Genomic DNA, 25,874 nt, shown 5'->3' on the forward strand with positions numbered 1-25,874 from the left:
AGCGGCCAGTGGGCGCGGGCAGGCAGTGCCTCGGCGCTGCTGGGCTGTCTGCAATTCAGCGTGGCCGCCATCGCCGCCAGTCTGGTAGGCGTACTGCATGACGGCACCGCCACCCCCATGGCGCTGGTGATCAGCCTGTGCGGCGTGCTGACAGTGGGCCTTTCGGTACTGACCCGCCGTGCGCAAGGCACGCAGGATGCGCGGGCGAAGACAGCCTGATCGGGTGCGATGGTTGTGCCAGCACGCGCTGACACAACCCTCTGGCCTTCAGAACCCTTCCAGTACCACCTTGCCCTTGGCCTTGCCACTTTCCAGCAAGGCATGAGCGCGGCGCAGATTCTCTGCATTGATGCTGCCGAAGTGCTCACCAAAGGTGGTTTTCAGCGTTCCGGCGTCGATCAGCTCGGCCACTCGGTTAAGCAGGTTGTGCTGTTCGATCATGTCCTCGGTTTCGAACATCGACCGCGTGTACATGAATTCCCAGTGCAGCGAGAGGCTCTTGCGTTTGAGCTTCGACACATCCAGTGACTTGGGATCGTCGATCAGCCCCAGCTTGCCTTGCGGCTTGAGCGCCTCGACCAGTTGGTCCAGATGCTGTTCGGTCTGGGTCAGGCTGGCCACATGAGTCACCTGGTTCAAGCCAACGCGTTTCAGCTCTTCGCTCAAGGGCTTGCTGTGGTCCAGCACTTCGTGTGCGCCCAGTTCACGAACCCAGCTTTCGGTTTCGGGCCGCGAGGCCGTGCCGATGACTTTCAGTGACGTCAGTTGCCGTGCCAGCTGGGTCAGGATCGAACCTACGCCGCCCGCAGCGCCGACGATCAGCAGGCTGTGAGAGCCTTCACCTTTTTGCTGCGCGACGTGCAGGCGCTCGAACAACAATTCCCAGGCAGTGATCGCGGTCAACGGCAAGGCCGCCGCGTGGGCAAAGCTCAGGGTTTTCGGCATGTGGCCAACGATGCGTTCGTCGACTACGTGCAGTTCGCTGTTGGCGCCGGGCCGGGTCAGGGATCCGGCGTAGAACACCTTGTCCCCCGGTTTGAACAGCGTGACCTGGCTGCCGACTGCTTTCACGACACCCGCCACGTCCCAGCCCAGCACCTTCGCAGCGCCGTCCTCGGGCTGGACGTTCTGGCGGATTTTGGTGTCCACCGGGTTGACGGAGATTGCCTTGACTTCAACCAGCAGATCGCGAGCGTCGGCAACCGGCTCAGGCAGCTCGATGTCTTGCAATGACTGTGCGTCGCTGATTGGCAGGGACTGGTAATAGGCGATGGCTTTCATGACGGGGTCCTCTCCAGAAAAATGATAAAGGGATCATTGGCTATTTCCTGAAAAGATAAAACCCGCTAAAACGGCAGGCTCTTTCAACTTTATTTTGATAATACGAGGCATTGATGCTGCGTTTTGATGACCTGCAGTTGTTTGTCCGTGCAGCGGACCTGGGCAGTCTTTCTGCCGCTGCACGGGCGATGGACCTGTCTGCGGCGGTTGCCAGCGCGGCGCTCAAGCGCATCGAACGCCAGTTGGGCGCGCGCTTGCTGGCGCGCTCGACCCGCAGCCTGCGCCTGACCGCCGAAGGCGAGGGGTTTCTGGAGTATGCGCGCGCCGCGTTGGGCAGTCTGGAGGAAGGACGGCGATTGCTCGCCAGTAGCCAGGACCGTTGCGAGGGCGTGCTGCAACTCTCTGCACCCTCGGATCTGGGCCGTAACCTGCTTTTGCCCTGGCTCGACGAGTTTCAGCAGCAACACCCACAACTGACCGTACGTCTGTTGCTGGGCGATCGAATTGCCGATCTGTTCCGTCAGCCGGTCGATGTGGCGCTGCGTTATGGCGAACCGGAAGATTCCAGTCTGGTCGCATTGCCGGTTTTGCCTGAAAACCGGCGGGTATTGTGCGCTGCGCCGAGTTACCTGCAACGCCATGGCGAACCGCAGCAGGTCGAGCAACTGGCGCAGCATAATTGCCTGTTGTTCATGCTTGGGGACCGCGTCCATGACCGCTGGACGCTGAATGACGGCAAGCGCGAAATCAGCCTGACGGTCAGCGGCAACCGGTTCAGCGACGATGCAGATGTGGTACGCCGCTGGGCGCTGGCGGGCGAAGGTGTGGCGTACAAGTCGTGGCTGGACGTCGCCGCCGATGTGCGGGCCGGGCACCTGAAGGTGCTGATGCCTGATTTGACCGGGGAGCGGGCGCCGTTGAACCTGCTATGCGCGCACCGCGCGCAACTCAGCAAGCCCGTCATCCTGTTGCTGGAAATGCTCAGGTCACGTTGTAAGCAACAGGCTGTAGGCCCGTCGTCCGTTGGTTTGTTTTAATCGCCACGCTCCAGTAGGAAACGGCCTTCGGAAGTGTGGGAAAATAAAAGGGTTGAATATGTTTCAACCCTGCAAGGTTTTGTTCCCGAGGCAACTTTGCAACTGACTGTTGTTAAGTGGTTTTGGCATTTTTGTCATAGGCATTGCGCTTGTTTTTTCAATCTGTTTTCGATGCGGCGGCCAAAACCCCTTTGCTAGAGGGGGTTTGGCGATAAGGGAGGAAGTTCTTGGTTATGACAGGGAGAGAGAAAAACGTGCGCTTTTTAACGGAGCCGTGCACCAACAGTTTGTACGAATCGTTTTTCGCCCGGCGGGGCCGGAGGGCATAGAGTTTATACTTGTCATTTCATATAAGAGCCACGTTCAACTCTACCGAGGCGTGATTGCTTTCACCCAGTCATCGCGATAGATGAATGTTTCAACAGGGAGTGAACACATGGAATACGGACCTTGCATCAGCCAGATCGCAACATTGCTGGCCGACCCCAAGCGCAGCGCAATGATCTGGGCACTGATGGATGGTGCTGCTCGTCCTGCCGATGAATTGGCCATCCTGGCGGGGCTTTCGACCTCTTCGGCAGGCGCGCACCTGGCGCGCCTGGCCAGTGGCGGTCTGTTGAAACAGGAAGCTCGGGGTCGCAAGCGTTTCTTTCGCCTGGCTGCGCCGGAAGTGGCGGCTGCGGTCGAAGCACTGGCCTGTGCCTCACTGGCCAGCGCCGAACAGATCAGTCGTCGGTATGCCCAGCCCATGCCGCCGTTGCCGCTGCGCCGTGCAAGAATCTGCTCCGATCATCTGGGTGGCGAAATGGCTGCCGAGCTTTATCAGCGCCTTCTGGAAGCGGGCTGGATCGAGCAGCAGGAAAAGCGCGTCGAGGTCACGAGCAAGGGCGCGGCCAGATTTGCCGAGCGCGGCATCTATATCCCGGCGCTGGCTCAGCGCAAGCGAGAAACGGTATGTGCCTGCCCGAAATGGAATGATCGCAACCCGCATCTTGGTGGCGCGCTGGGGGCGGGGCTGCTGCAGTTATTCATTCAGATGGGCTGGCTGCGCACCACTGAAGAGCCCAGCACGTTGCAGGTGTCTTCCAGCGGGCAGCGGGAAATCAGCAAGATAGCGGCGGCGGCTTGAGCGATACGCGTGGTTCAAGGCAGTAGCACGTGCATACCGCGCTGATGCTCCATGCTGCAGCCGCTCTGGACGCTCCGCGTCCTCTTGCGGCGCAGAACGCCGCGAAAAGGCAGCGATGGTCCGGCGTCTCAGGGCTTGATCAGGCGTGCATCCAGACTGTTTTGCGCCAGACGTTTTGCCTGATCTTCAGTCATGCCCAAATGTGTGTGCAGCGCATGGAAGTTCTCGGTCACGTAACCACCGAAGTAGGCCGGGTCATCCGAGTTGACGGTGACTTTCACGCCGCGTTCGAGCATGTCGAGGATATTGTGCTGGGCCATGTCGTCGAACACACAGAGCTTGGTGTTGGACAGCGGGCAGACGGTCAGCGGGATCTGTTCGTCGATGATGCGCTGCATCAGCCGCTCGTCTTCGATGGCACGTACGCCGTGGTCGATGCGCTGGATTTTCAACAGGTCCAGGGCTTCCCAGATGTATTCCGGCGGGCCTTCTTCACCGGCGTGGGCCACCGTCAGAAAGCCTTCGTTGCGGGCACGATCGAACACGCGCTGGAACTTGCTCGGCGGATGGCCCATTTCCGAACTGTCGAGGCCGACAGCAACGAACGCATCACGAAACGGCAGCGCCTGGTCGAGGGTCTTTTCGGCTTCGTCTTCGGACAGATGACGCAGGAAACTCAGGATCAGTCCACTGTCGACACCCAGCCTGGCCTTGCCGTCTTTCAGCGCACCGGTGATCCCGGCCAGCACCACTTCAAACGGGATACCCCGATCGGTGTGGGTTTGCGGATCAAAGAACGGTTCGGTGTGGATAACGTTCTGCGCCTTGCAGCGCAGCAGGTAAGCCCAGGTCAGGTCGTAGAAGTCCTGTTCGGTGCGCAACACATCCGCACCGCGGTAGTACAGATCGAGGAATTCCTGCAGGTTGTTGAAGGCATAGGCCTCGCGCAGGGTTTCGACGTCGTCCCACGGCAGGGCAATCCTGTTGCGCTCGGCCAGGGCGAACAGCAACTCGGGTTCCAGCGAGCCTTCGAGGTGCAGGTGCAGTTCTGCCTTGGGCAGGGCGTTCAACCAGTCGTACATATTCTTTTCTCATCAGGTGCAGATCGCCGACATTCTACAGATGCACGCCGCTGCGCAGGGTAAAACCTGACCGAACGTTCAACTTGCCTCCTGTTCGCGCCGGTAAGCGTAGGTATCAGCAAAGCGCGACAGCAGAAATTCGGCACAGGTGGTCACAGGATAGCGGGCTGGATGGCCTTCGCTCTGGCAACCGGGCAGGCATTCGATGCGCGTGTCGGGGTGGGGCTCGGCGAAGAACGGCATCGAATAGCGATCGACACCAAGCGGGCTGATGACCCGGTGTGGCGTAGACAGATAGCGATCATTGCTCCAGCGCGCCATCATGTCGCCCAGATTGACCACGAAGGTCTCGTCAATCGGCGGTGCGTCGATCCATTCGCCGCGCACGTCGCGCACCTGCAAACCACCCGCTGCGTCCTGGTACAGCAAGGTGATGCAGCCATAGTCGGTGTGCGCGCCTGCGCCTTGCTGCTCGGCCGAGGTCGCCGTATCACGCGGCGGGTAATGAATCATGCGCAGCACACTGACCGGGTCCCTGAAGCGTTGATCGAAGAAATCACGTTCGATGCCCAGCGCCAGGGTCATGGCGCGCAGCAGAGTTTGCGCCAGTGCCTGCATGTCCAGGTAATGCTGCTCCATCAGGCTTTCCCAGCCGGGAATGTCCGGATGGCGATTGGGACCACGCAGCGGTTTGCCAGCCAGCACGTCGGGGTGACCGGCATCCAGATGCAGGCCCATGTCGAACGTTTCTTTCAGATCGCTCGGCAGGCTGGGGTCCAACTGCTCGGTGGCGATGGCGCCATAGCCGCGATGATGCGTGCTCTGGGTGATGTCGATCAGGAGCTTTTCAGCTGCCGGCCGGGCAAAGAAATCCTTTGCCGCTGATTGCACCTGTTCGATGCGTTGCGCGCTGATCGGGTGACCCTTGATATAAAAAAAGCCCCATTCCCGACAGGCACTGTCGATTTGTCGGGCGACATCCTGCCAGGCCTGAGTGTCCGCGCCGTAGAGCGGGGCGATGTCGATGACGGGAAGCTGGTCCATTAACCGGTCCTGAAAAGGAAGTGTCGGGTGTCGATGATCGTGCCCGCCGAAACAGGCACGAGGGTCAGGCAACGGGCAGATGAGTTACTTCGGCAGCTCGGCCTTGATCCCTTCGACGTAGTAGTTCATCGAGGCCAGCTCGGCGTTGGTCGCGACCACACCATCAGCAATTTTCACGGTGCCGTTCTGGTCTTTGATCGGACCGGTGAACGGATGGAATTCGCCACTTTCGATGCTGGCGATAATCTTCTGCGCCTCAGCCTTGACGTCGGCGGGCACCACGTCACTGATCGGCAACTCGACCGTGCCCTCTTTCAGGCCGCCCCAGTAATCCTGTGGTTTCCAGGTGCCTGCAATTGCGCCCTCGGCCGCCTGGATGTAATGCGGGCCCCAGTTGTTGACGATCGAGGCCAGCACCGCCTTCGGCCCGAAATGGGCCATGTCCGAGGCGTAGCCTACTGCGTAGACGCCACGACGTTCGGCGGTCTGAATCGGCGCAGGGCTGTCGGTGTGCTGGAACACCACGTCCACACCCTGATCGATCAGCGCGTTGGCAGCGTCGGCTTCCTTGCCTGGGTCGAACCAGGAGTTGACCCATACCACCTTGATTTCTGTGCCCGGATTGTATTTGTTCAGCGCCAGCTGGATGGCGTCGATGTCGCGCAGCACTTCAGGGATCGGGAACGAGGCGACGTAACCGATCTTCTTGGTCTTGGTCATCTTCGCGGCGATGTAACCGCTCACATAGCGGCCTTCGTAGGTGCGGGCCAGATACGTGCCCATGTTCTTGTCCTGCTTGTAGCCCGTCGCGTGCTCGAATTTTACCTTGGGGAATTGCTTGGCGACTTTCAGGGTCGGGTTCATGTAGCCGAAAGAGGTGCTGAAAATCAGATCATAGCCACCCTTGGCCATGTTACGGATAACCCGCTCGGCGTCCGCGCCTTCCGGCACGTTTTCCACGTAGCTGCTGGTGACCTTGTCACCCAGCGCCTTGACCATCGCCTGGCGGCCCTGCTCGTGCTGATAGGTCCAGCCGTGGTCGCCGATGGGGCCGATGTAGACGAAGCCGACTTTCAGCGGATCGGCTGCCGAGGCGAGCAGGCTGGAGCCGATGCCGACAACGGCGGCGACGGCGCACAGCAGTTTTTTCAGGGGACGACGTGGGTTGGTCAGGTGCATCGGGTCTAGCTCCTTGCGGTCTTGTTGGAGTGCATACCCCGACAATGCAAATAACTGACCAACAGGACAACTTACGATGCTGGCTTGCTTCCCTGCGCAGCGCGCCTATTGTTGTACATAGGTTTCGATGAGCCTGGAATATGTGACTTTCAGGTTTCTGCTCGCAGGGCGTGGGAGCGAACTTGTTCGCGAAAGGGCCGATACATACTCCGAAAAATCATCGTCTGACCGATCTTCTTCGCGAACAAGTTCGCTCCTACGGCCTTTGGCCAGAATCAAGAGCAGTTTTGTGTATAGCCAGAGTGCAGCGCGAAGGTGCAGGCGCGGTGGGCTGCGCCGCTAACTGGTGCAGCGCGTGCTGCGCTCGACGATGCACATCGGCGTGCCTGCCACGGGTTCGCGCATGATCTGCACTTGCACATCGAACACTTGGCAGACCAGCTCGGCCGTCAGCACATCGCCCGGCGCGCCGCAGGTCACCAGGCGTCCACCCTGCATGACCGCCAGATGGTCGGCGTAGCGGCAGGCCTGATTGATATCGTGCAGCACGGTAATCACCGTTTTGCCTTCGGCACTGAGCTCGCGCATCAGGTCCAGCAGTTCGACCTGATGGCTGATGTCCAGATAGGTGGTGGGTTCATCGAGCAGGACGATGGCGGCGTCCTGCGCGAGGATCATCGCCAGCCAGGCCCGTTGCCGTTGCCCGCCGGACAGATCGGACAGCGGGCGCTCGGCCAGGGCCTCCAGCTCCATGCGTTGCAAGGCCTGATCGACACTGTGTTGATCGGCCCCGCTCAAGCGCCCCCACAGGCTGTTGTGCGGGCTGCGACCGTAAGCCACCAGTTGGCGCACGCTGACGCCCTCTGGAATGGGCAGCACTTGCGGCAGAAACGCCACCTTGCGGGCCAGCTCTTTGGCGGAGAGCTGGCTGTAGTCTTTGCCGTCCAGGCTCAGGCTGCCCGATTGCGGGGTGAGAATTCGGGCAAACGCCTTGAGCAGGGTGGATTTGCCGCAACCGTTGGGGCCGATCAGTGCGGTGACCTGGGCGGGCGGCGGGCTGAATGACAGGTCTTGCACGATCCGTGTTGCGCCGTAGCCGATGTCGAGTTGCTGCGCCTTAAGAATACTCATGGAATCAACCTTTGAATCGGGCCAGCAGCCAGAGGAAGTAAGGAGCGCCGATCACGGCCGTAAGCACCCCGGCCGGAATCTCGCTGGGCGCAATCAGCGTGCGTCCGAGTGTGTCGGCCAGCACCAGCAGCAACGCGCCCAGCACCATTGAGGCGGGCAGCAGGTACTGATGATGACCACCGACCAGACGGCGGGCCATGTGTGGTGCAACCAGACCGACGAAACTCACCGGGCCGATGATGCCGACGCCCAGACTGGTCAACAGCACCGCGCTGCCCATCGCCAGCCAGCGTGTACGCTTGAGGCCGGTGCCCAGGCTCTGCGCCGCCTCATCACCCAGGCCAATCAGGTTCAGCGGTTTGGCCAGCAGCAGACCGAGCGGAATCAACAGCAGAAGCGGCGTGGCCAGCCACACATGGTGCCAGTTACGGCTCCACAGACTGCCGGTCAGGGCCAGCAGGGCGGTGTTGATGTCCAGCGGGTTGGACAGGATCAGGAACTCGGTAATGCTCGACAGCGTGACCGCAATCGCCACCCCGGACAGCGCGAAGCGCACGCCGGAAAACTGTACGCCGGTGTTATACAAGGCCAGCAGCAGTGCGCCCGCTGCGCCCCCCAGGCAGGCCACGAACGGCAATGCGGCCACTGGCAATTGCGGCAGGCCGATGATCGCGATGGTCAGCGCCAGTCCTGCGCCTTGGGTCACGCCGAGGATTTCCGGCGACGCCAGCGGGTTGCGAATCACACCTTGGACGATGGCTCCGGCCAGGCCAAATGCACAGCCGGTCATGATTGCAATCAGACCGCGTGGCAGGCGGTGATTCCAGACTTCGAAATCCTTGCTGTCGTGGGCGATCAGGTGATCGAGCACCGCGCCAGGCGTCAGCCACACAGTGCCCGCGCTGAGGCTCAGCAGCAGGGCAAGTGCCAGCAGGGTCAACAGCAGCAACAGCCTGGAGCGGGGGCGGTTCATAGTGCGCGCCTCGCCAGAAACAGAAAGAACGGCGCGCCGATCAATGCCGTCACCACCCCGGCCGGCGTTTCTGCCGGGAAGGCCACGGCGCGGCTGATCAGGTCCGAGGCCAGCACGATGGCCGCGCCCAGTCCGGCGCTGATCGGGATCAGCCAGCGGTAGTCGTTGCCCAGCCATTGGCGAGCAATGTTCGGCGCGATCAGGCCGACAAAGGCAATCGGCCCCACCGCGCAGACACTGGCACCGACCAGCAGCAGGCTGACCACGAACACCAGCAGGCGCAACGCACCGATACGCACGCCCAGCGAGCGGGCTGCGTCTTCGCCGAGGTTGATCAGATTCAAGCGCGGCGCGCAGGCAATCGCCAGCACCAGGCCGATCAGCGTGCAAGGCCAGAGCAATTGCAGTTGCGCAGCACCGACATTGGCCAGTGAACCGGCCAGCCAGTTGAGAACACTTTGTGCCTGGGCTTCGACAAGGATCACGGTGAGGCGGGTCAAGGCTGCACACAGGGCTGCAACAGCGACCCCGGCCAGCACCAGGCGCCCCTGAGCGGTGGCAGGCGACCATGCGCCGCCCAGACTGAATACGGTGATCCAGGCCAGTGCGCCGCCCAGGCAGGTCATCAACAGTGCCCCGCCCGGGAAAGGCAGAGCGACCAGCCCGGTGGAAAACAGCGCCAGCCCCAGCGCCGCGCCCGCTGTGACGCCAAACAGTGAAGGCGAGGCCAGGCGGTTGCGGGTAATGCCTTGCATCAAAGCCCCGGCGACGCCCAGGCAGGCACCCACCAGTGCCGCGCACAAGGCGCGTGGCACCCGCAGTTGCGCAACGATGTAAGCGATGTTGCCGCCTTCACGCCCCTGCGTGAACAGTCCGTTCCAGGCATCCACCTGACCAATACTGAACGACGACAGGGCAAACAGCGATACCCAGAACAGTCCCAGGCAGGCCGCAGTAATCACGCCCGCCATCAGCCAGCGGCGCATTTACGGATTCAGCACGGCCTTGCCGCCCTTGAGCACGGCAAGCGCATCGTCGGCAATCTGCTCGGACGCCATGATCCCGCGATTGCGCGCCCAACTGTCGCCATCCACTTCGGCCACCTGTTTGTTACGCACCGCGCCAAGTACCTGCCATAGCGGCTGCTTGCTCCAGCTGTCGACAATGCTCGGACGGCGATAATAACCGACCAGCAGCCAGCCCGGATCCAGCGCCAGCAGTTGCTCCAGGCTGACGAGTTCGGTAGGTGCGGCGTCTTTGCGTACTTCCGGGACTTTCAGGCTGATGGCCTGCAACACGCTGCCCGCGTAAGAATGTGGGCCATGAACCGAAAAACTGTCCTCGCGAGCAACACCGAACAGCACGTTGGTATTGGCGGGGACCTGTTCGGCGACGCTCTTCAGGTGCTGCCGGTTCTCCGCGATGCGTGCCTGCATCTGCGGCCCCTTGCCCAATGCGACGCCGATCAGTTCGGCGGATTTCAGGCTGCCCTGATAATCCTCGCCGCGTGACGGCAGCATCAACGTCGGCGCCAGACTGGCCAGATCGTTGTACAGCGCCTGATGGCGACCAAGGTCGGCAATGATCAGGTCCGGCTTGAGCCGCGCAATCACTTCTATATTGGGTTGCGAGCGCAGCCCCACTGACTGCCATTCGCCCACGGCCTTGCGTACCTTGGGCAGTACGCGGTTGGCATCGCCATCGTCGGCCGCACCGACGGGTGTTACGCCGACCGATGCCAGCCCGTCGAGAAACGAAAACTCCAGTACCACTACGCGCTTGGGGGTGTCAGGCAGGTGGACCTTGTGCTGACCGTCATCGATATCGATAGGTGCGGCCTGGGCTGCGCCGAGCAGCGCTGCCAGCAGGCCGCCGGCCAATAGATGAGGGAGTCGAAAAACGCGCATGGCGAATGTCCTTTCTAACGGAAACAGGCTCATGCAAAAAGAGCCACCGAACGGGCGCAACGCCTCTTTTGATCAAGATCATTGAGGTCGCGCAGAAAACGGCGGGCACTATTTCACATCGTGACGACGGGATCAAAAGTCATTTACGCGTGGGTGCCATTCTCATTCAGGTCATTTTTTGAAACCTTTTGTCACACACCGCACTCTGAACGGCTTCAATGACAGACACGTTCATGACTATCCGCGGCGATGTGTCGCAAGGGTTTGGAGAAAGTAATGGGCGCTTTGCTCAAGCAAGAAAAATTTCTACTGCTGGCAATCATCGCCATGTTTGTCGCGTATCCGCTGGAGCATGTGCTGCTGGGCAACGGTCAGGTGGTCGCGCTGGTGTCGGGTCTGGCGCTGGTCGGCTTCATCGTCTGCGCCTCGATGCGGGTGGCGCATCACGCCGAAATGCTCGCGGAAAAGGTCGGTGATCCGTACGGCACGATGATCCTCACGCTGTCGGCGGTGCTGGTCGAAGTCGTCATCCTGGCGATCATGATGAGCAACGAACCGTCGCCGACGCTGGTGCGGGACACAATCTACTCTGCGGTGATGCTCGATATCAACGGCATCCTCGGTCTTGCGGCGCTGATGGGCGGTATCAAACACGGCGAGCAGTCCTACAACGATGATTCGGCGCGTACCTACAGCGTGATGATCCTCACTGCCATGGGCGTGTCGATGGTGGTGCCCGAGTTCATTCCCAAGGGGGACTGGAAGATCTATTCGGCGTTCACCATTGGCGCGATGATCCTGCTTTACACCCTGTTCCTGCGCATGCAGGTCGGACCGCACAGCTACTTTTTCAGCTACAGCTATCCGGAAAAGAAAAAGCGCCAGGGCCAGAACCCGGCTGAAGAGCATGCAGAACCGGTCAATCTGACCCGCTCCATCGCCACATTGGTCACCGGCGTGGTGGTGATTGGTGCGCTGGCTGAAGTGATGTCCAAGACGGTCGATCTTGGGCTTGAGGGGACGGGCGCACCACCGGTGATGACCGCCATCCTGGTCGCAGCGATTTCCGCTGCTCCCGAGATATTGACGGCCCTGCGTGCTGCGCTGGCCAACCGCATGCAGTCGGTGGTCAACATCGCTCTGGGAGCCTCGCTGTCAACCGTGATCCTCACGGTGCCGGTGATGGAAGCGATGGCGCTCTACAGTGGCCAGCCTTTCCAGATGGCGATGACCCCGGTGCAGACCGTGATGATCTTCATCACCCTGCTGGTGTCCGCCATCAATCTCAACGACGGCGAAACCAATGCCATCGAAGGCATGACCCACTTCGTGCTGTTCGCGACGTTTATCATGCTGTCGTGTCTGGGGCTTTAGAGCTGTAGCGCTCATTGCCTGTCGTTCCCACGCTCCGCGTCCCAAGAGGACGCAGAGCGTCCTGAACGAGCGTCGCACGATAGTTGCAGGTACAACGCTCGCTCCGCACCTTCAGCCCTGAATCAATTCCCGCGCCGCCTGGCGGTGATCGGCAATCAGTTGCTTGATATCCAGCCCCTCGATCTGTCCGTCGACGACTCGCCACTGGCCGGCAATCATCACTCGATCCGCCCGGTCTGCACCACACAGCAACAGCGCTGACAGTGGGTCATGGCTGCCGGAGAAGCGCAGTTCGTCCAGCTTGAACAGCGCCAGATCGGCCTGTTTGCCCACTGCCAGTTCTCCGATGTCGGTGCGCCCCAGCAATTGCGCGGACCCTTTGATAGCCCAGCCCAGTACCCGCTGCGGGGTGATTTTTTCCGCACCATAGCGCAGGCGTTGCAGATAAAGCGCCTGGCGGGTTTCGAGGATCATGTTCGAGGCATCGTTGGACGCCGAGCCGTCGACCCCGAGCCCCAGTGGCACACCGGCAGCACTCAGGTCCAGCGTTGGACAGATGCCGGAGGCCAGGCGCATGTTCGAACTCGGGCAGTGGCAGACACCCGTGCCTGCTGCACCGAGACGGGCGATTTCATCCGGGTTGAAATGGATGCCGTGTGCCAGCCAGGTGCGTGGACCCAGCCAGCCGACGCTGTCCAGATAATCCACGGTGCGCAGGCCGAAACGTTGCAGGCAGAAGTCTTCTTCGTCGAGGGTCTCGGCCAGGTGCGTGTGCAGGCGCACGTCGAGCTTTTCTGCCATGGCTGCACTCTCGGTCATGATCTGCGGCGTGACCGAAAACGGCGAGCAGGGTGCCAGGGCTATTTGAATCTGTGCTCCCTCGCCACGCTCGTGCCAAGTCTCGATCAGGCGCTGGCTGTCGGCCAGAATCACCTCGCCCTGCTGCACGGTTTGCTGTGGCGGCAAACCTCCATCGGCTTCGCCAAGACTCATCGAACCACGCGTCAGCATCGCGCGCATACCCAGCTCACGAACGCCTTGCACCTGAACATCAATGGCGTGTTCCAGCCCGTCGGGGAACAGGTAGTGATGGTCGGCGGCGGTTGTGCAACCCGACAGCAGCAGTTCCGCCAACGCCACCTTGCTGGCGACCGAAAGCTTCTCCGGGGTCAGGCGCGCCCATACCGGGTACAGGGTTTTCAGCCACGGGAACAACGGCTGATTGACCACCGGTGCCCAGGCCCGCGTGAGGGTCTGATAGAAATGATGGTGAGTGTTGATCAGCCCCGGCAGCAACACATGCTCACGGGCATCGAATGTCTGAGTGCAGGGCGTTGACGGAAGCTGCCCGGCCGCCAGCACTTCGGTGATGACGCCACCTTCGATCACCAGACCGCCACGGGCGTCCAGGTCATTGGCGGTGAATACAGCGAGGGGATTTTTCAACCAGATACGGATCGCAGGCATTGGCCGGCTCCTCTGAAAGACAGGTTCAGGTTAGCCAGCTCAGTGTTGCCCTGTCTGCTGATCCAGGGTTGCCGGGGTCAGGTGTGCCCCGGCGAAGGACGGCGATTCTAGTCGAGCGGCCGGTTACCAGGCAATCGTCTTGCCCTGGTAATCGATGAAGTGATGGCCGCCTTTGCCGGCGTAGGCATTGAGCTGTTCAACAAGCCCGATGGTACTGGTCATGACGTCGATGGCAGCATTTTCGCCACCCATGTCGGTCTTGACCCAGCCCGGATGCATCGACAGCACGGTCGGACGGTTCTCGCCCAGTTCAGTGACAAACGTATTGGTCATCGAATTGAGTGCTGCCTTGCTGGCCTTGTACAGCGCAAGGTTTGCGCCATCCGGGCAAGTGACGCTGCCCAGCCACGAACTCATGAACGCCAGGACGCCTGTGCCTGGACGAAGTTGATCGACGAAGCGCTCGGCCAGACGAATCGGCGCGACAGCGTTGGTCAGAAACAACTGCCCGAGCTCGGCAGCAGTCGACTTCGCAGCGCTTTGATGTTCTGCACCGGTAATCCCGGCATTGACGAACAGCACGTCGAACACCTCACCGCGCAACTTCTGGACCAGCACTTCAAGCGAGGCCGTTTCGTCCAGATCGACCGCTTCGATGCGCACACCTTCTACCGCTTTGAGGTTTTCGGCGTTCTGCGGATCACGAACGGTGGCGGTGACTTGCCAGCCCTGTTCGGTCAAGCGCTGTACCAGGCCCAGGCCCAGGCCGCGCGACGCACCGATGATGAGGGCGGTTTTTTTGGTAGTGGTCATGAATTATTCCTTGGCAGATTGAGAGACGGACTCCATGGCAGTGCCAGCAAGGCCTCTCGAACGTTTCGACCTTGCAGGGTACTCCTGCCCATAACGTGTTGGAATCTTCGTGAGCCGGAAACGTTCAAGGTAGATGCCTGAGGCTGAGCATTGGCGCGATAGTCGGGATTATCGTCTCGTACGTTCCAGCGTCGGAATCCCTTGCGTCACAGATCTGCGCCGCGCCGCACATTCAGGATCGGACTCGGAGCGTCGCACGATAATCCATCAGGTACGTGTAGCGCACGAGCACAGAACGTGAATCATCCTTGCAACTTGAACCTCAATGCCCCGCCCGCCAAGGCTGGCCGAGCGAAACCGGCGCATACAGCCGGGTGCGCAAGGCGTCGCGGGAGAGCAGGACGAGGACGATGATGGTGGCCACATAAGGCAGCATCGCCAGCAGGTTGGACGGGATGGCCAGGCCTATGCCCTGCGCGACCAGGTGCAGAATGCTGGCCAGGCCGAACAGGTAGGCCCCGAGCAGCAGACGCCACACACGCCAGCTGGCGAACACCACCAGAGCCAAGGCAATCCAGCCGCGTCCGGCGCTCATGTTTTCTGCCCACATCGGCGTGTAGGCGAGTGACAGATAAGCCCCGGCCAGCCCGGCCATTGCGCCGCCGAACAGCACCGCAAGGGTACGCACGCGCAACACCGGCAAGCCCATGGCGCTGGCGGCGTCAGGGTTTTCGCCGACGGCCTGAATGATCAGCCCGACGCGACTCTTCAGCAGCGCCCACGCGACCAGTGCGAACAAGGCGAAGGACAGGTAGACCAGCAGGTCCTGGGCAAACAGCATGCGGCCAATCAGCGGAATATCGCTGAGCAGCGGGATGGCAACCGGTTCGAAGCCGCTCAACGGCTTGCCGACCCAGGCGGCACCGACGAAGCTGGAAAGTCCGACGCCGAAGATGGTCAGCGCCAGCCCGGTCGCCACCTGATTGGCATTGAACACCAGCGCCACCAATGCAAACAGTGCCGACAGCAGCATGCCCGCGAGCATCGCCAGCAGCACGCCCAGCCACAAATTGCCGGTACTCAAGGCGATGATGAAACCGATCACTGCGCCAAACAGCATCATGCCTTCCTGCCCCAGGTTGATGACGCCGCTCTTTTCGCAGATCAGTTCGCCCAGGGCCACCAGCAGCAAAGGGGTTCCGCAACGGACCATGGCGTAGAAAATATTGCTCAGCAGGTCGATATCCATCATGCGGCTCCTGTGACGGGTGTCATCTGGCGCTTGGCCCAGTGCAGTTTCAGACGTGGGCGGTAGAGAATCAGCACATCACAGGCCAGCAGGAAGAACAGCATCATCCCCTGAAACAACTGCGTGATTGCCAAGGGCAGGTTCAGGGTCATCTGAGCGCTTTCCCCACCCAGATACAGCAGGGCGATCAACAGGCTGGAGAACAGAATGCCGATAGGGTTGAGACGTCCGAGAAAAGCCACAGTGATCGCGGCATAGCCGTAACCCGGCGAGACCTGCGGCACCAGTTGGCCTATCGGCCCGGTGACTTCCGACACGCCCGCCAGCCCGGCCAGCGCGCCACTGATCAACAGCGCCAGCCAGACCAGTCGCTTCTCGCGAAAGCCGACAAAGCCGGCAGCGCGTTTGTCGAGCCCCAGCACCTTGATCTGAAAGCCGACAAAGCTGCGTTGCAGCAACACCCAGACCGCTACCAGCGCAAACAGGGCGAAGTACACCCCGATGTGCGCGCGACCATCGTCCATCAACAGCGGTAGCCGACTGGCATCGCCGAAGGTCGCTGATTCCGGGAAGTTCATGCCTGCCGGGTCTTTGAGCGGTCCGTGGACGAAGTACAGCAACAAGTTGAGGGCGATGTAGTTGAGCATGATGCTGGTGAGGATTTCATTGGCATTGAACCGGGTACGCAGCCAGGCCGTCACACCTGCCCAGGCTGCACCGGCCAGCGTACCGGCCAGCAGCACTGTCACCAGTGCCCAGCGACTTTCCATCTCGATAATGTTCACTGCCACGGCGCTGCCCGCCAGTGCCCCCAGCAGCAGTTGGCCTTCCGCGCCGATGTTCCAGATACGCGCTTGATAAGCGACGGCAAGACCCAGCGCGCAGAGCAGGATCGGCAGGGTCTTGACCATCAGTTCCGACAGTCCATACCAGTCGCTGACTGGCGCGATCAGCAATGTGTGCAGTGTCACCCAAGGGTCTAACCCCAGACCGATGAACAGTAACGAGCCGCAGACCAGTGTCAGGACGGCAGCCAGTAAAGGGGAACACCACAGCATGGCGCGCGATTGCTGGCCGCGCGGTTCCAGGGAAAGCAGCATCTTTTGCTCCGTTAACCCGCCGCATGGGCCTGGGTGTGAGAATGATCGAACTGTCCCGCCATCCAGCCGCCGATTTGTACGGTGCTGGTCTGTTCGGTGGGGATCAGGTCGGAAAGCTGACCACCGCTGAGGGCGGCGAGTCGGTCACTGATCTGGAACAATTCGTCCAGGTCTTCGGAAATCACCAGAATGGCGGCCCCTGCATCACGCAAGGCAATCAGTGCCCGGTGGATCGCCGCTGCCGCGCCGACATCCACACCCCAGGTCGGATGCGCAGCAATCAGCAGTTTCGGTTTTTGCAGGATTTCCCGGCCAAGAATGAATTTCTGCAGGTTGCCACCCGACAGACTGCGCGCCGGGGCTTGTGCGTCTGGCGTCTTGACCGCAAAGCGACGGATTATTTCGTCAGCCAGTGCGCGAACCTTGCCGCGCTGGATCAGACCGTTGCTCACCAGCCCTTGCTGAAAGGCGGTAAGCAGCGCGTTGTCGGCCAGGCTGAGTTCCGGCACTGCGCCATGCCCCAGGCGCTCGGCCGGGACGAATGCCAGGCCGCGCTTGCGCCGGGCGTCGGGCCGCAGGTGGCCTACCGGTGTGTCTTTAAAACGCAGGGTCGCCGCCTGGGCATCAGGCAGTGTCTGTTCGCCACTCAGCAGCGCAAGCAGTTCATCCTGGCCATTCCCGGCAACCCCTGCAATGCCGACGATTTCGCCGCTGCGCACGTCCAGACTCAGGTCTTTCAGCGAGCAACCGAACGGGTCCGGGTTATGCCAGGACAATCTGTCGATCCGCAGAAACGCTTCACTGCCGGTGACTTTGTCGTATTGCGCGGTCAGTCCCTCGGCATCACCGACCATCAAGCGCGCCAGTTCCAGATCGGAGCATTCGGCCGGCACGCAGTGCCCGGACACCTTGCCATTGCGCAGTACCGTTGCGCTATGACACAGGGCGCGAACCTCGCCCAGCTTGTGACTGATAAACAAAATGCTGCAGCCCTCCCGGGCCAGATGCCTGAGCGTCACAAACAGCTCTTCGGCCTCCTGAGGCGTGAGCACCGAAGTGGGTTCGTCGAGGATCAGCAAGCGGATGTCCTGCATCAGGCACCGAATGATTTCGACTTTCTGCCGCTCGCCAATCGACAGGCTGTGTACCAGACGCTGGGGCTCTACCGCCATGCCGTAGCGTTGTGAGACCTCGCGGATGCGCGGCTCCAGTTGCTTGGGTGTGCCGGCCGCTGCGCCCATCGCCAGGGCAATGTTTTGCGCGACGCTGAGGGTTTCGAACAGCGAGAAATGCTGAAACACCATACCGATTCCCAGGCCTCTGGCCTGCGCCGGATTGCGCATCGTCTGCGCCTGACCTTGCCAGATGATCGACCCGGCGTCGGGCTGCGTGACGCCATAGATGATCTTCATCAAGGTGCTTTTGCCAGCACCGTTTTCCCCCAGCAGGGCATGAATTTCGCCAGCCTGAATCGTCAGATCGACAGCGTCGTTGGCCAGACAGCCGGGATACCGTTTAGTGATGTGGCGCAGTTGTAGACGCGCAGGTATCGCGTGGTTTGACATGGAAAACTCGGAGGCAGAAGTGGGTCGCTTGTGGATAAAGCAAAATCCTGGCCAAGGGGTCAGGATTCTCCTCCGATAAGCCAAATGAAGGCAGAGCAAGGCGTTTCCGTTACTTGTATCTGCTGATGTGACTCGAACGTCCCGATTTCAGCACCAGTTCAGGGCGCTCTGAAGAAGCGAAGGGCTAATGTGGCTCTTTGATTTGAACAAAAAATGTACAGCTGGCGGCGAGCGCGATGCGGTGGATGGATGCGCGACCCTTGCACCTGTTATCCACAGGTTCTTCCACAGATACTGTGCGCAAGCGGGGCAGAGGAGAATAATGCGGCGATGGCTAGCATCCAAAGGTGCTAAGGAGCGCTAACAGACTGTTTTTGCACCGTTTATGGATCCACGTCAGTCGATTGCTCAAAAAACGATCATTCGCCTGAAACGCCCGCCCGGCAAGGCCCGCAGTAGAGTGTGCTCAGCTTATCCACAGTCGGATGCACAGTAGATGTGGGCAATTGCGGTCGTGGTGCCTACTCTGTTGTCGTCTTGTGCAAAAGGATTCTGCCGCGACTCAGATCAGCCAGTTGGCGTTGCAGGGTATCGGCGTGCTCCGGGCCTATGGCAATTGCCATCTGCACGCCGTTGGCAGTGAAGTCCTCACTTTCCAGCAGGCCGCTCACTTCCGCCAGACGTAACTTGACCAGTGCCAGCTCACTGAAGCTGCATTCAAGGTGGAACGAAGAGCGCTGAATCAGCGGCAGGCGCTCGGACTGCTGCAAGCATTTGTTGGCACCGCCGCCATACGCACGGGCCAGGCCACCAGTCCCCAACTGAATGCCGCCATACCAGCGGATTACCAGCACGACGACCTGATCGAACTCCTGGGCCTCGATAGCTGCCAGGATCGGCCTGCCTGCGGTACCGCCCGGTTCTCCGTTATCGTTGCTGCGATATTGACCACCCAGCTTCCAGGCCCAGCAATTGTGAGTGGCGTTCAGGTCGCTGTGCTGCTCGATGAACGCCTGGGCGTCGGCCGGGCTGGCGATCGGAGCGGCCAGGGTGATGAAGCGGCTCTTGCGGATTTCTTCACGAAATTCGCAAGGGCCGACAAGCGTAAAAGGCATGCGTGTGTCCAGCTGACGTCAAGGTGCGGATTCTACAAGGCTGGCGGTGTCAGCCCACAACCTTTGAGAATGATCCGGATCAGATTGTCGCTGGCCTGGTCCATGTCCTGGCGTGTCAGTCGGGTGCGGCCCGTTACACGACAGATCTGCGAGGCAAAGTCGGCATAGTGCTGGGTGCTGCCCCACAGCAGGAAGATCAGGTGCACCGGGTCGACCGGGTCCATCTTGCCGGCATCGATCCAGGCTTGAAAAACGGCGGCACGGCCTTGAAACCAGAGGCGGTAATCCTGGCTGAAATACTCGCTCATGCATTCGCCACCGCTGATGATTTCCATGGCGAATATTCGCGAAGCCTGTGGCTGGCGGCGCGAGAATTCCATCTTGGCGCGAATGTAGCGGGCCAGTGCCTCTGCCGGATCATCGTCCACGCTGAGGTGGTTGAAGGTGCTGTCCCACAAATCAATGATGTTGCTCAGCACTGCGACGTACAGGCCAAGCTTGTTGGTGAAGTAGTAATGCAGATTGGCTTTTGGCAGCCCCGCTTTCAGCGCGATGGTGTTCATGCTGGTGCCTTTGAAGCCGTGGCGGGCAAATTCATCTTCGGCTGCCTGGATGATCGTTTCTTCGTTTTTCTGACGAATACGGCTTGCAGGCTTGGTGATGTGAGCGCTGTGTGCTGGGACTTCAAGGGTCATGGGCAATTCCGGACAGGTCGTAGGGCGCGACGGATGAACAGATAGCGCACCGGCGAACATCTCGCAAGCGCCGGTGCGGGCGCGACTATAGAAAATTATCGTGATTGCTCGATGGGGTCGGGTTCCCCTATGGCGTCATGCGGGGCCGCGGCGACTTTGCCTTCCGGAATCAGCAGGCACATGACGATGGCCGTAATGCCGCCGCTGGTGATGGCCGAGTCGAACAGGTTCTGCACCAGCCTGGGCATTTGATGCAGCAGTGCAGGCTGCGCCGCAATACCCAGACCGACACCCAGTGACGTGGCGATGATCAGCATGCTGCGCCGGTCCATTGGCGACTGGGCGAGAATGCGCACACCGGCTGCCGCGACGCTGCCGAACATTACCAGCGTCGCGCCGCCGAGCACCGGTTTGGGGATTTGCTGGACGATGGCACCGATATGCGGGAACAGCCCGAGGATAAACAGCACCGCGCCGATGTACAGCCCGACGTAGCGACTGGCAACGCCAGTCAACTGAATCACGCCGTTGTTTTGCGCAAAAGTGGTGTTGGGGAAGGCACTGAACGTCGCGGCAATCATGCAGCTCACACCGTCGCCAAGTACGCCGCCCTTCAGCCGCGTCACATAGCTCGGCCCGCTGATCGGCTGGCGCGCCAGCATGCAATTGGCCGTGAGGTCGCCGACCGTTTCGATGCTGCTGATCAGGTAAATCAGCGCGACAGGCAGGAAAGCGGTCCAGTCGAAATTGAAACCGAACCGGAACGGCACCGGTATGCTGATCAGGGGCAGGTCGTGAATGGGTTGCGGCACTAGCTTGCCGCTGAACCAGGCGGCCAGGCTGCCGACCGCCAGACCGATGATGATCGCGGACAAGCGCACCCAGGGTGTGTCCGAACGGTTAAGGGCGATGATCACGGCCAGAACGAATGCGCCCAGCGCCAGATTCAACGGTGCGCCGAAGTCAGGTGCGTTGAAGCCGCCGCCCAGATCAGTCACGCCTACCTTGATCAGACTTATACCGATCAGCGTAATGACGATACCGGTCACCAGCGGAGTGATGACACGTCGCAACTGGCCGATGCAGCGACTGAGCGCGATTTGCACCAGTGCACCGAAAAAGCACACGCCGAAGATCATCGCCATGATGTCCTCCGGACTGCCGCCGCGCTGCTTGACCAGAAAGCCTGCGGACAACACCGCGCCCAGGAATGCGAAGCTGGTGCCTTGCAGGCAGATCATTCCCGCGCCGATACCGAACGGGCGGCGCGCCTGAATGAACGTGCCAGTGCCCGATACCATCAAGGCCATGCTGATCAGGTAGGGCAGGTATTGGGTAAGGCCAAGTGTTGATCCGATGATCAGTGGCGGAGTGATGATCCCGACAAAACTGGCGAGGACATGCTGAAACGCTGCCAATAATGCAGTCAATGGTTTAGGGCGATCATTCAGACCGTAGATCAGGTCATCGTTGTCGAGTGGTTCAGGCTGCATGGCGAGGTCTCGGACGGGGAACTGCCATGTGCTGGCGTGTCGTTGGTCGGATCACTGCAAAAAGCTGTCCATCTGCTCAGGTTATTTTTATTTGAGTCCTGCTATTTCAATAATTATCAGTCTGATAGCGTTTTCTACTCAGTATTCAGGGCTGCTGGAACAGACTGGCAGCGGGCAGGGATGTGTCATCGGGTAGCAGCAAGTGTTTCCAAAAAGCTTTCCAGCACCAAATGAGGGCGTCGGCCTTTGCGCGTCACGGTCACCAGATCGAGATCGTAAAACTTCGAGTCCGGTTTCAGTGCGCGCAATCTGCCTTCCTTCACCCAGGCATTGGCGTAATGATCGGGCAGATAGCCAATGTAGCGCCCGGTCAGAATAAGGAAAGCAATGCCCTCCCGGTCTGACGCGCTGGCGGTGCAGGTCAGTGCCTGATAGTGGTCCTGAATATCGTTCGGCAGGCGAAACGTCGGGGCGATGGCCTCCTGCTGTGCGAGGCGTTGGTTATCCAGCGCTGAATTGTCTGCGTAAAAGAGCGGGTGGCCCACCGCGCAGTACAGCAGCGAACGTTCGCTGTACAGAGGATGATATTCAAGGCCCGGCAAGGCGCTGGCCTGTGGCACCACACCGACATGCAGGCCGCCGTCCAGCACGCCCCGTTCGACTTCGGCCGGGGCAATCATGCGGATATTGATATGCACGCCCGGCCCGCGCTCTTTCAGCCGGGCAAGCGCATGGGTGATGCGCATGTGGGGGAGGGTGACCAGGTTGTCGGTCAGGCCGATGTTCAGTTCGCCGCGCAGGTTCTGATGCAGGCCGTTGACTTCTGTCCTGAAGCTTTCCAGTGCGCTGAGCAATTGCAACGACGATTGGTAGACCTCGCGCCCTTCGTCAGTCAGTGAAAAACCGGCTCGCCCTCGCTGACAGAGGCGCAAGCCGAGACGCTGCTCGAGATCGCTCATTTGCTGGCTGATCGCCGACCGTCCAATGCCGAGCACGCTTTCGGCGGCAGAAAAGCCACCTGCCTCGACGACACATTTGAAAATGCGCAGCAAGCGGATATCAAAATCGCTCACCTGCGACACCGGATCGGAACGACGGACACTCATTGTTTAGTGGTCACCAAACCAAAGATCATGAAAATCGGGTTTTATGAACTTTAGCCGCGTGACACCTTGGCTGCAATGACCATTCGTTTTGCGCCTGAGAGGCCAGCTCCCATGAATATGTTCGAAGCGTCCGATGTACCTGTAGCCAGCCAGTTGAAGCTTGATGCCCACTGGATGCCTTACACCGCGAATCGAAATTTCCAGCGTGACCCGCGGATGATCGTGGCTGCGCATGGCAGCTACCTGACAGACGACAAGGGTCGCAAGATCTACGATGGCCTTTCCGGTCTATGGACATGCGGGGCCGGGCACACCCGCAAGGAAATTCAGGACGCCGTTTCACGGCAGCTCGGTGTGCTGGATTACTCGCCGGGCTTTCAGTTCGGGCACCCTCTTTCGTTCCAACTGGCAGAAAAGATTACCGAACTGACCCCCGGCCATCTCAATCACGTCTTCTATACCAACTCCGGGTCTGAATGCGCGGATACAGCGGTGAAGATGGTACGGGCCTACTGGCGGCTGAAAGGGCAGGCGACCAAGACCAAGATGATCGGGCGCGCGCGTGGGTACCACGGCGTCAACGTGGCGGGCACCAGCCTGGGCGGAGTGAATGGCAACCGCAAGATGTTCGGCCAGTTGATGGATGTCGACCACCTGCCGCACACCCTGCTGGCCAGCAACGCGTATTCGAAAGGTATGCCCGAAGCAGGCGGTATCGCGCTGGCTGACGAGATGCTCAAGTTGATCGAGCTGCACGATGCGTCGAACATTGCAGCGGTAATCGTCGAACCCATGGCGGGCTCTGCCGGTGTGATCGTTCCGCCGCAGGGCTACCTTAAGCGGCTGCGCGAGATTTGCGATCAGCACAAGATTTTGCTGATCTTCGACGAAGTCATTACCGGCTTCGGACGTACAGGCTCTATGTTTGGTGCGGACAGTTTCGGCGTAACGCCTGACCTGATGTGCATCGCCAAACAGATCACCAATGGTGCAATCCCAATGGGCGCGGTAATCGCCAGCAGCGAGATCTATCAAACCTTCATGAACCAGCCTACGCCTGAATACGCCGTCGAATTCCCTCACGGCTATACCTATTCGGCGCATCCGGTGGCCTGTGCGGCCGGTCTGGCGGCGCTGGAGTTATTGCAGCGTGAGAATCTGGTGCAGCAGGCAGCAGAAATCGCCCCGCATTTTGAACGCGCGTTGCACGGTATCAAGGGCGCAAAAAACGTGGTGGATATCCGTAATTACGGTCTGGCAGGTGCTATCCAGATTGCGCCCCGTGACGGCGATGCCATCGTGCGGCCTTTCGAGGCGGGCATGAAGTTGTGGAAAGCCGGGTTCTATGTGCGCTTCGGTGGTGACACGTTGCAGTTCGGCCCGACTTTCAACAGTCAGGCACAGGATCTGGATCGGTTGTTCGATGCGGTTGGCGAAACACTGGGCCTGATCGACTGACCGCGCCGGCAGGTTCTCTTCTTATATACGTGCCTTTATCGCATCGGGTGTGAGCCGACTCACGCCCGCTGCCTTTACCCGGAGTTTTCCATGAGCAGCATTCAACACCTGATCCACGGCGAGTTCGTTTCTGAAGAGGGGCGTAGCGCAGATGTGTTCAACCCATCGACCGGACAGGTTATTCACACGGTGTCGCTGGCCAGTCGCGAAACAGTCCAGAAGGCAATCGACTCGGCCAAAGCCGCCTTTCCGGCCTGGCGCAATACGCCACCCGCCAAACGCGCTCAGGTGATGTTCCGTTTCAAGCAACTGCTCGAGCAGAACGAGGCGCGCATTGCCCAATTGATCAGTGAAGAACACGGCAAGACCCTGGAGGACGCGGCGGGCGAGTTGAAGCGCGGTATCGAAAATGTGGAATACGCCTGTGCTGCGCCCGAAGTGCTCAAGGGTGAATACAGCCGCAACGTCGGGCCGAACATTGACGCATGGTCCGACTTCCAGCCGTTGGGTATCGTTGCCGGTATCACCCCGTTCAACTTTCCGGCCATGGTGCCGTTGTGGATGTATCCGCTGGCTATTGCGTGCGGCAACTGCTTTATCCTCAAACCCTCCGAGCGTGATCCCAGTTCTACGCTGTTGATTGCCGAACTGCTGCATGAGGCCGGGCTGCCTAAGGGTGTGCTGAATGTGGTGCACGGTGACAAGGTCGCGGTCGATGCGCTGATCGACGCGCCGGAGGTCAAGGCGCTGAGCTTTGTCGGCTCGACCCCGATCGCCGAGTACATCTACAAAGAGGGCGCTGCGCGGGGCAAGCGGGTTCAGGCGCTTGGCGGGGCGAAGAATCATGCGGTGCTGATGCCTGATGCCGACCTGGACAACGCCGTGAGTGCTCTGATGGGCGCAGCCTATGGATCCTGCGGTGAGCGTTGCATGGCTATTTCGGTGGCGGTGTGTGTCGGGGATCAGATCGCCGATGCATTGGTGGCCAAGCTGGTTCCGCAAATCCAGAGCCTGAAGATCGGTGCGGGCACGACCTGTGGCCTGGATATGGGGCCACTGGTCACAGGGCAGCATCGCGACAAGGTCAGCGGCTATATAGAGGACGGTGTGCAGTCGGGCGCGACCCTGGTGGTGGACGGTCGCAATCTTCAGGTTGCCGGGCACGAACAGGGCTTCTTCATGGGTGGTTGCCTGTTTGATCGCGTAACGCCACAGATGCGTATCTATAAAGAAGAGATTTTCGGGCCGGTGCTGTGCATCGTACGCGTCGATAGCCTCGAGCATGCCATGCAATTGATCAACGATCACGAATACGGCAATGGCACCTGCATCTTTACCCGTGATGGCGAAGCCGCACGATTGTTCTGTGATGAAATTGAAGTGGGAATGGTTGGGGTAAATGTTCCGCTGCCGGTGCCGGTGGCCTACCACAGCTTTGGTGGCTGGAAGCGTTCACTGTTCGGCGACCTACACGCCTACGGGCCGGATGGCGTGCGCTTCTATACCCGTCGCAAGGCGATTACCCAGCGCTGGCCGCAACGGGCGAGCCACGAAGCATCGCAGTTCGCATTCCCCAGCCTGTAAATTCCCCGGGCGGGAGATCGTCTTTAAAGAGAGTCTCCCGTATTTATTGGGGTTCAGAAGAAGGATTGCAGATTTTTGAAATTAACGGTTGA

At 60.2% G+C, this 25,874-nt stretch carries 22 protein-coding genes and 1 pseudogene; 6 read left to right on the forward strand and 17 right to left on the reverse strand.

Going from position 1 to position 25,874, the window contains the following annotated elements; all coding sequences use genetic code 11:
• Positions 1-219: pseudogene (locus ALO80_RS14260) on the forward strand (multidrug effflux MFS transporter); the annotation flags it as partial.
• A gap of 48 nt (positions 220-267) precedes the next feature.
• Here the strand turns inward: ALO80_RS14260 and ALO80_RS14265 are convergent.
• Positions 268-1,281: a zinc-binding alcohol dehydrogenase family protein gene (locus ALO80_RS14265; protein WP_054984954.1), complete on the reverse strand. Its 1,014-nt coding sequence runs from the start codon at positions 1,279-1,281 to the stop codon at positions 268-270.
• Between the two features lie 113 nt (positions 1,282-1,394).
• Here ALO80_RS14265 and ALO80_RS14270 point away from each other — a divergent pair, with 113 nt between their 5' ends.
• Complete coding sequence (locus ALO80_RS14270) at positions 1,395-2,318, forward strand: LysR family transcriptional regulator (RefSeq protein WP_055009461.1); 924 nt, start codon at positions 1,395-1,397, stop codon at positions 2,316-2,318.
• Between the two features lie 436 nt (positions 2,319-2,754).
• Positions 2,755-3,447 (forward strand): ArsR/SmtB family transcription factor, encoded by a 693-nt coding sequence (locus ALO80_RS14275; protein ID WP_055009462.1) that lies wholly within the window; start codon positions 2,755-2,757, stop codon positions 3,445-3,447.
• Positions 3,448-3,575: 128 nt separating this feature from the next.
• Here ALO80_RS14275 and ALO80_RS14280 read toward each other — a convergent pair whose 3' ends face one another.
• The 7 genes from ALO80_RS14280 to ALO80_RS14310 form a co-directional block, all read right to left on the reverse strand.
• Positions 3,576-4,529 (reverse strand): adenosine deaminase, encoded by a 954-nt coding sequence (locus ALO80_RS14280; RefSeq protein WP_055009463.1) that lies wholly within the window; start codon positions 4,527-4,529, stop codon positions 3,576-3,578.
• A gap of 78 nt (positions 4,530-4,607) precedes the next feature.
• Positions 4,608-5,573 (reverse strand): isopenicillin N synthase family dioxygenase, encoded by a 966-nt coding sequence (locus tag ALO80_RS14285; protein ID WP_055009464.1) that lies wholly within the window; start codon positions 5,571-5,573, stop codon positions 4,608-4,610.
• An 84-nt stretch (positions 5,574-5,657) separates the two neighbouring features.
• Entirely contained in the window at positions 5,658-6,752 is a 1,095-nt protein-coding gene (locus tag ALO80_RS14290) for a BMP family ABC transporter substrate-binding protein (RefSeq protein ID WP_054993585.1), read from the reverse strand.
• Positions 6,753-7,091: 339 nt separating this feature from the next.
• Positions 7,092-7,883: a Fe(3+) dicitrate ABC transporter ATP-binding protein FecE gene (fecE, locus tag ALO80_RS14295; RefSeq protein ID WP_055009465.1), complete on the reverse strand. Its 792-nt coding sequence runs from the start codon at positions 7,881-7,883 to the stop codon at positions 7,092-7,094.
• Positions 7,884-7,887: 4 nt separating this feature from the next.
• On the reverse strand, positions 7,888-8,856 hold the full coding sequence (locus ALO80_RS14300) for an iron chelate uptake ABC transporter family permease subunit (protein ID WP_055006988.1): 969 nt from the start codon (positions 8,854-8,856) through the stop codon (positions 7,888-7,890).
• On the reverse strand, positions 8,853-9,842 hold the full coding sequence (gene fecC, locus ALO80_RS14305) for an iron-dicitrate ABC transporter permease FecC (protein ID WP_055009466.1): 990 nt from the start codon (positions 9,840-9,842) through the stop codon (positions 8,853-8,855). Before fecC ends, ALO80_RS14300 begins: the two co-directional genes overlap by 4 nt.
• Complete coding sequence (locus tag ALO80_RS14310) at positions 9,843-10,763, reverse strand: Fe(3+) dicitrate ABC transporter substrate-binding protein (RefSeq protein WP_055009467.1); 921 nt, start codon at positions 10,761-10,763, stop codon at positions 9,843-9,845.
• Positions 10,764-11,039: 276 nt separating this feature from the next.
• On the opposite strand from ALO80_RS14310, the gene ALO80_RS14315 reads away from it, so the two are divergent.
• On the forward strand, positions 11,040-12,137 hold the full coding sequence (locus ALO80_RS14315) for a calcium:proton antiporter (protein ID WP_054984044.1): 1,098 nt from the start codon (positions 11,040-11,042) through the stop codon (positions 12,135-12,137).
• A 111-nt stretch (positions 12,138-12,248) separates the two neighbouring features.
• On the opposite strand, the gene ALO80_RS14320 is transcribed toward ALO80_RS14315, so the two are convergent.
• The 9 genes from ALO80_RS14320 to ALO80_RS14360 all read right to left on the reverse strand — a co-directional run bounded on the left by ALO80_RS14320 (position 12,249) and on the right by ALO80_RS14360 (position 22,740).
• Complete coding sequence (locus ALO80_RS14320; protein ID WP_055009468.1) at positions 12,249-13,604, reverse strand: 8-oxoguanine deaminase; 1,356 nt, start codon at positions 13,602-13,604, stop codon at positions 12,249-12,251.
• Between the two features lie 123 nt (positions 13,605-13,727).
• Positions 13,728-14,417 (reverse strand): SDR family oxidoreductase, encoded by a 690-nt coding sequence (locus ALO80_RS14325; RefSeq protein ID WP_055009469.1) that lies wholly within the window; start codon positions 14,415-14,417, stop codon positions 13,728-13,730.
• A gap of 322 nt (positions 14,418-14,739) precedes the next feature.
• Complete coding sequence (locus tag ALO80_RS14330; RefSeq protein WP_044317538.1) at positions 14,740-15,666, reverse strand: ABC transporter permease; 927 nt, start codon at positions 15,664-15,666, stop codon at positions 14,740-14,742.
• Complete coding sequence (locus ALO80_RS14335) at positions 15,666-16,766, reverse strand: ABC transporter permease (RefSeq protein WP_055009470.1); 1,101 nt, start codon at positions 16,764-16,766, stop codon at positions 15,666-15,668. Before ALO80_RS14335 ends, ALO80_RS14330 begins: the two co-directional genes overlap by 1 nt.
• An 11-nt stretch (positions 16,767-16,777) precedes the next feature.
• Positions 16,778-18,331 carry an ABC transporter ATP-binding protein gene (locus ALO80_RS14340; protein WP_055009471.1) on the reverse strand — a complete coding sequence of 518 codons (1,554 nt, stop codon included), beginning with the start codon at positions 18,329-18,331 and terminating at the stop codon, positions 16,778-16,780.
• A 521-nt stretch (positions 18,332-18,852) separates the two neighbouring features.
• On the reverse strand, positions 18,853-19,446 hold the full coding sequence (locus ALO80_RS14345; RefSeq protein WP_055009472.1) for an IMPACT family protein: 594 nt from the start codon (positions 19,444-19,446) through the stop codon (positions 18,853-18,855).
• Between the two features lie 32 nt (positions 19,447-19,478).
• On the reverse strand, positions 19,479-20,141 hold the full coding sequence (locus ALO80_RS14350; protein ID WP_054984051.1) for a TetR/AcrR family transcriptional regulator: 663 nt from the start codon (positions 20,139-20,141) through the stop codon (positions 19,479-19,481).
• A gap of 95 nt (positions 20,142-20,236) precedes the next feature.
• Positions 20,237-21,634 carry a uracil-xanthine permease family protein gene (locus tag ALO80_RS14355; RefSeq protein WP_055009473.1) on the reverse strand — a complete coding sequence of 466 codons (1,398 nt, stop codon included), beginning with the start codon at positions 21,632-21,634 and terminating at the stop codon, positions 20,237-20,239.
• A gap of 185 nt (positions 21,635-21,819) precedes the next feature.
• Entirely contained in the window at positions 21,820-22,740 is a 921-nt protein-coding gene (locus ALO80_RS14360) for a LysR family transcriptional regulator (protein WP_055009474.1), read from the reverse strand.
• A 111-nt stretch (positions 22,741-22,851) separates the two neighbouring features.
• Between ALO80_RS14360 and ALO80_RS14365 the strand changes: the two genes are divergently transcribed.
• Together ALO80_RS14365 and ALO80_RS14370 are read left to right on the forward strand one after the other, a co-directional pair.
• A complete protein-coding gene (locus tag ALO80_RS14365) occupies positions 22,852-24,198 on the forward strand; it encodes an aspartate aminotransferase family protein (protein WP_055009475.1) in 1,347 nt (448 codons plus the stop codon).
• A gap of 90 nt (positions 24,199-24,288) precedes the next feature.
• Positions 24,289-25,782: a CoA-acylating methylmalonate-semialdehyde dehydrogenase gene (locus ALO80_RS14370; RefSeq protein ID WP_055009476.1), complete on the forward strand. Its 1,494-nt coding sequence runs from the start codon at positions 24,289-24,291 to the stop codon at positions 25,780-25,782.
• Positions 25,783-25,874 lie beyond the last annotated feature (92 nt).

The sequence above is a fragment of the Pseudomonas caricapapayae genome (assembly GCF_001400735.1).
Classification (GTDB): Bacteria; Pseudomonadota; Gammaproteobacteria; order Pseudomonadales; family Pseudomonadaceae; genus Aquipseudomonas; species Aquipseudomonas caricapapayae.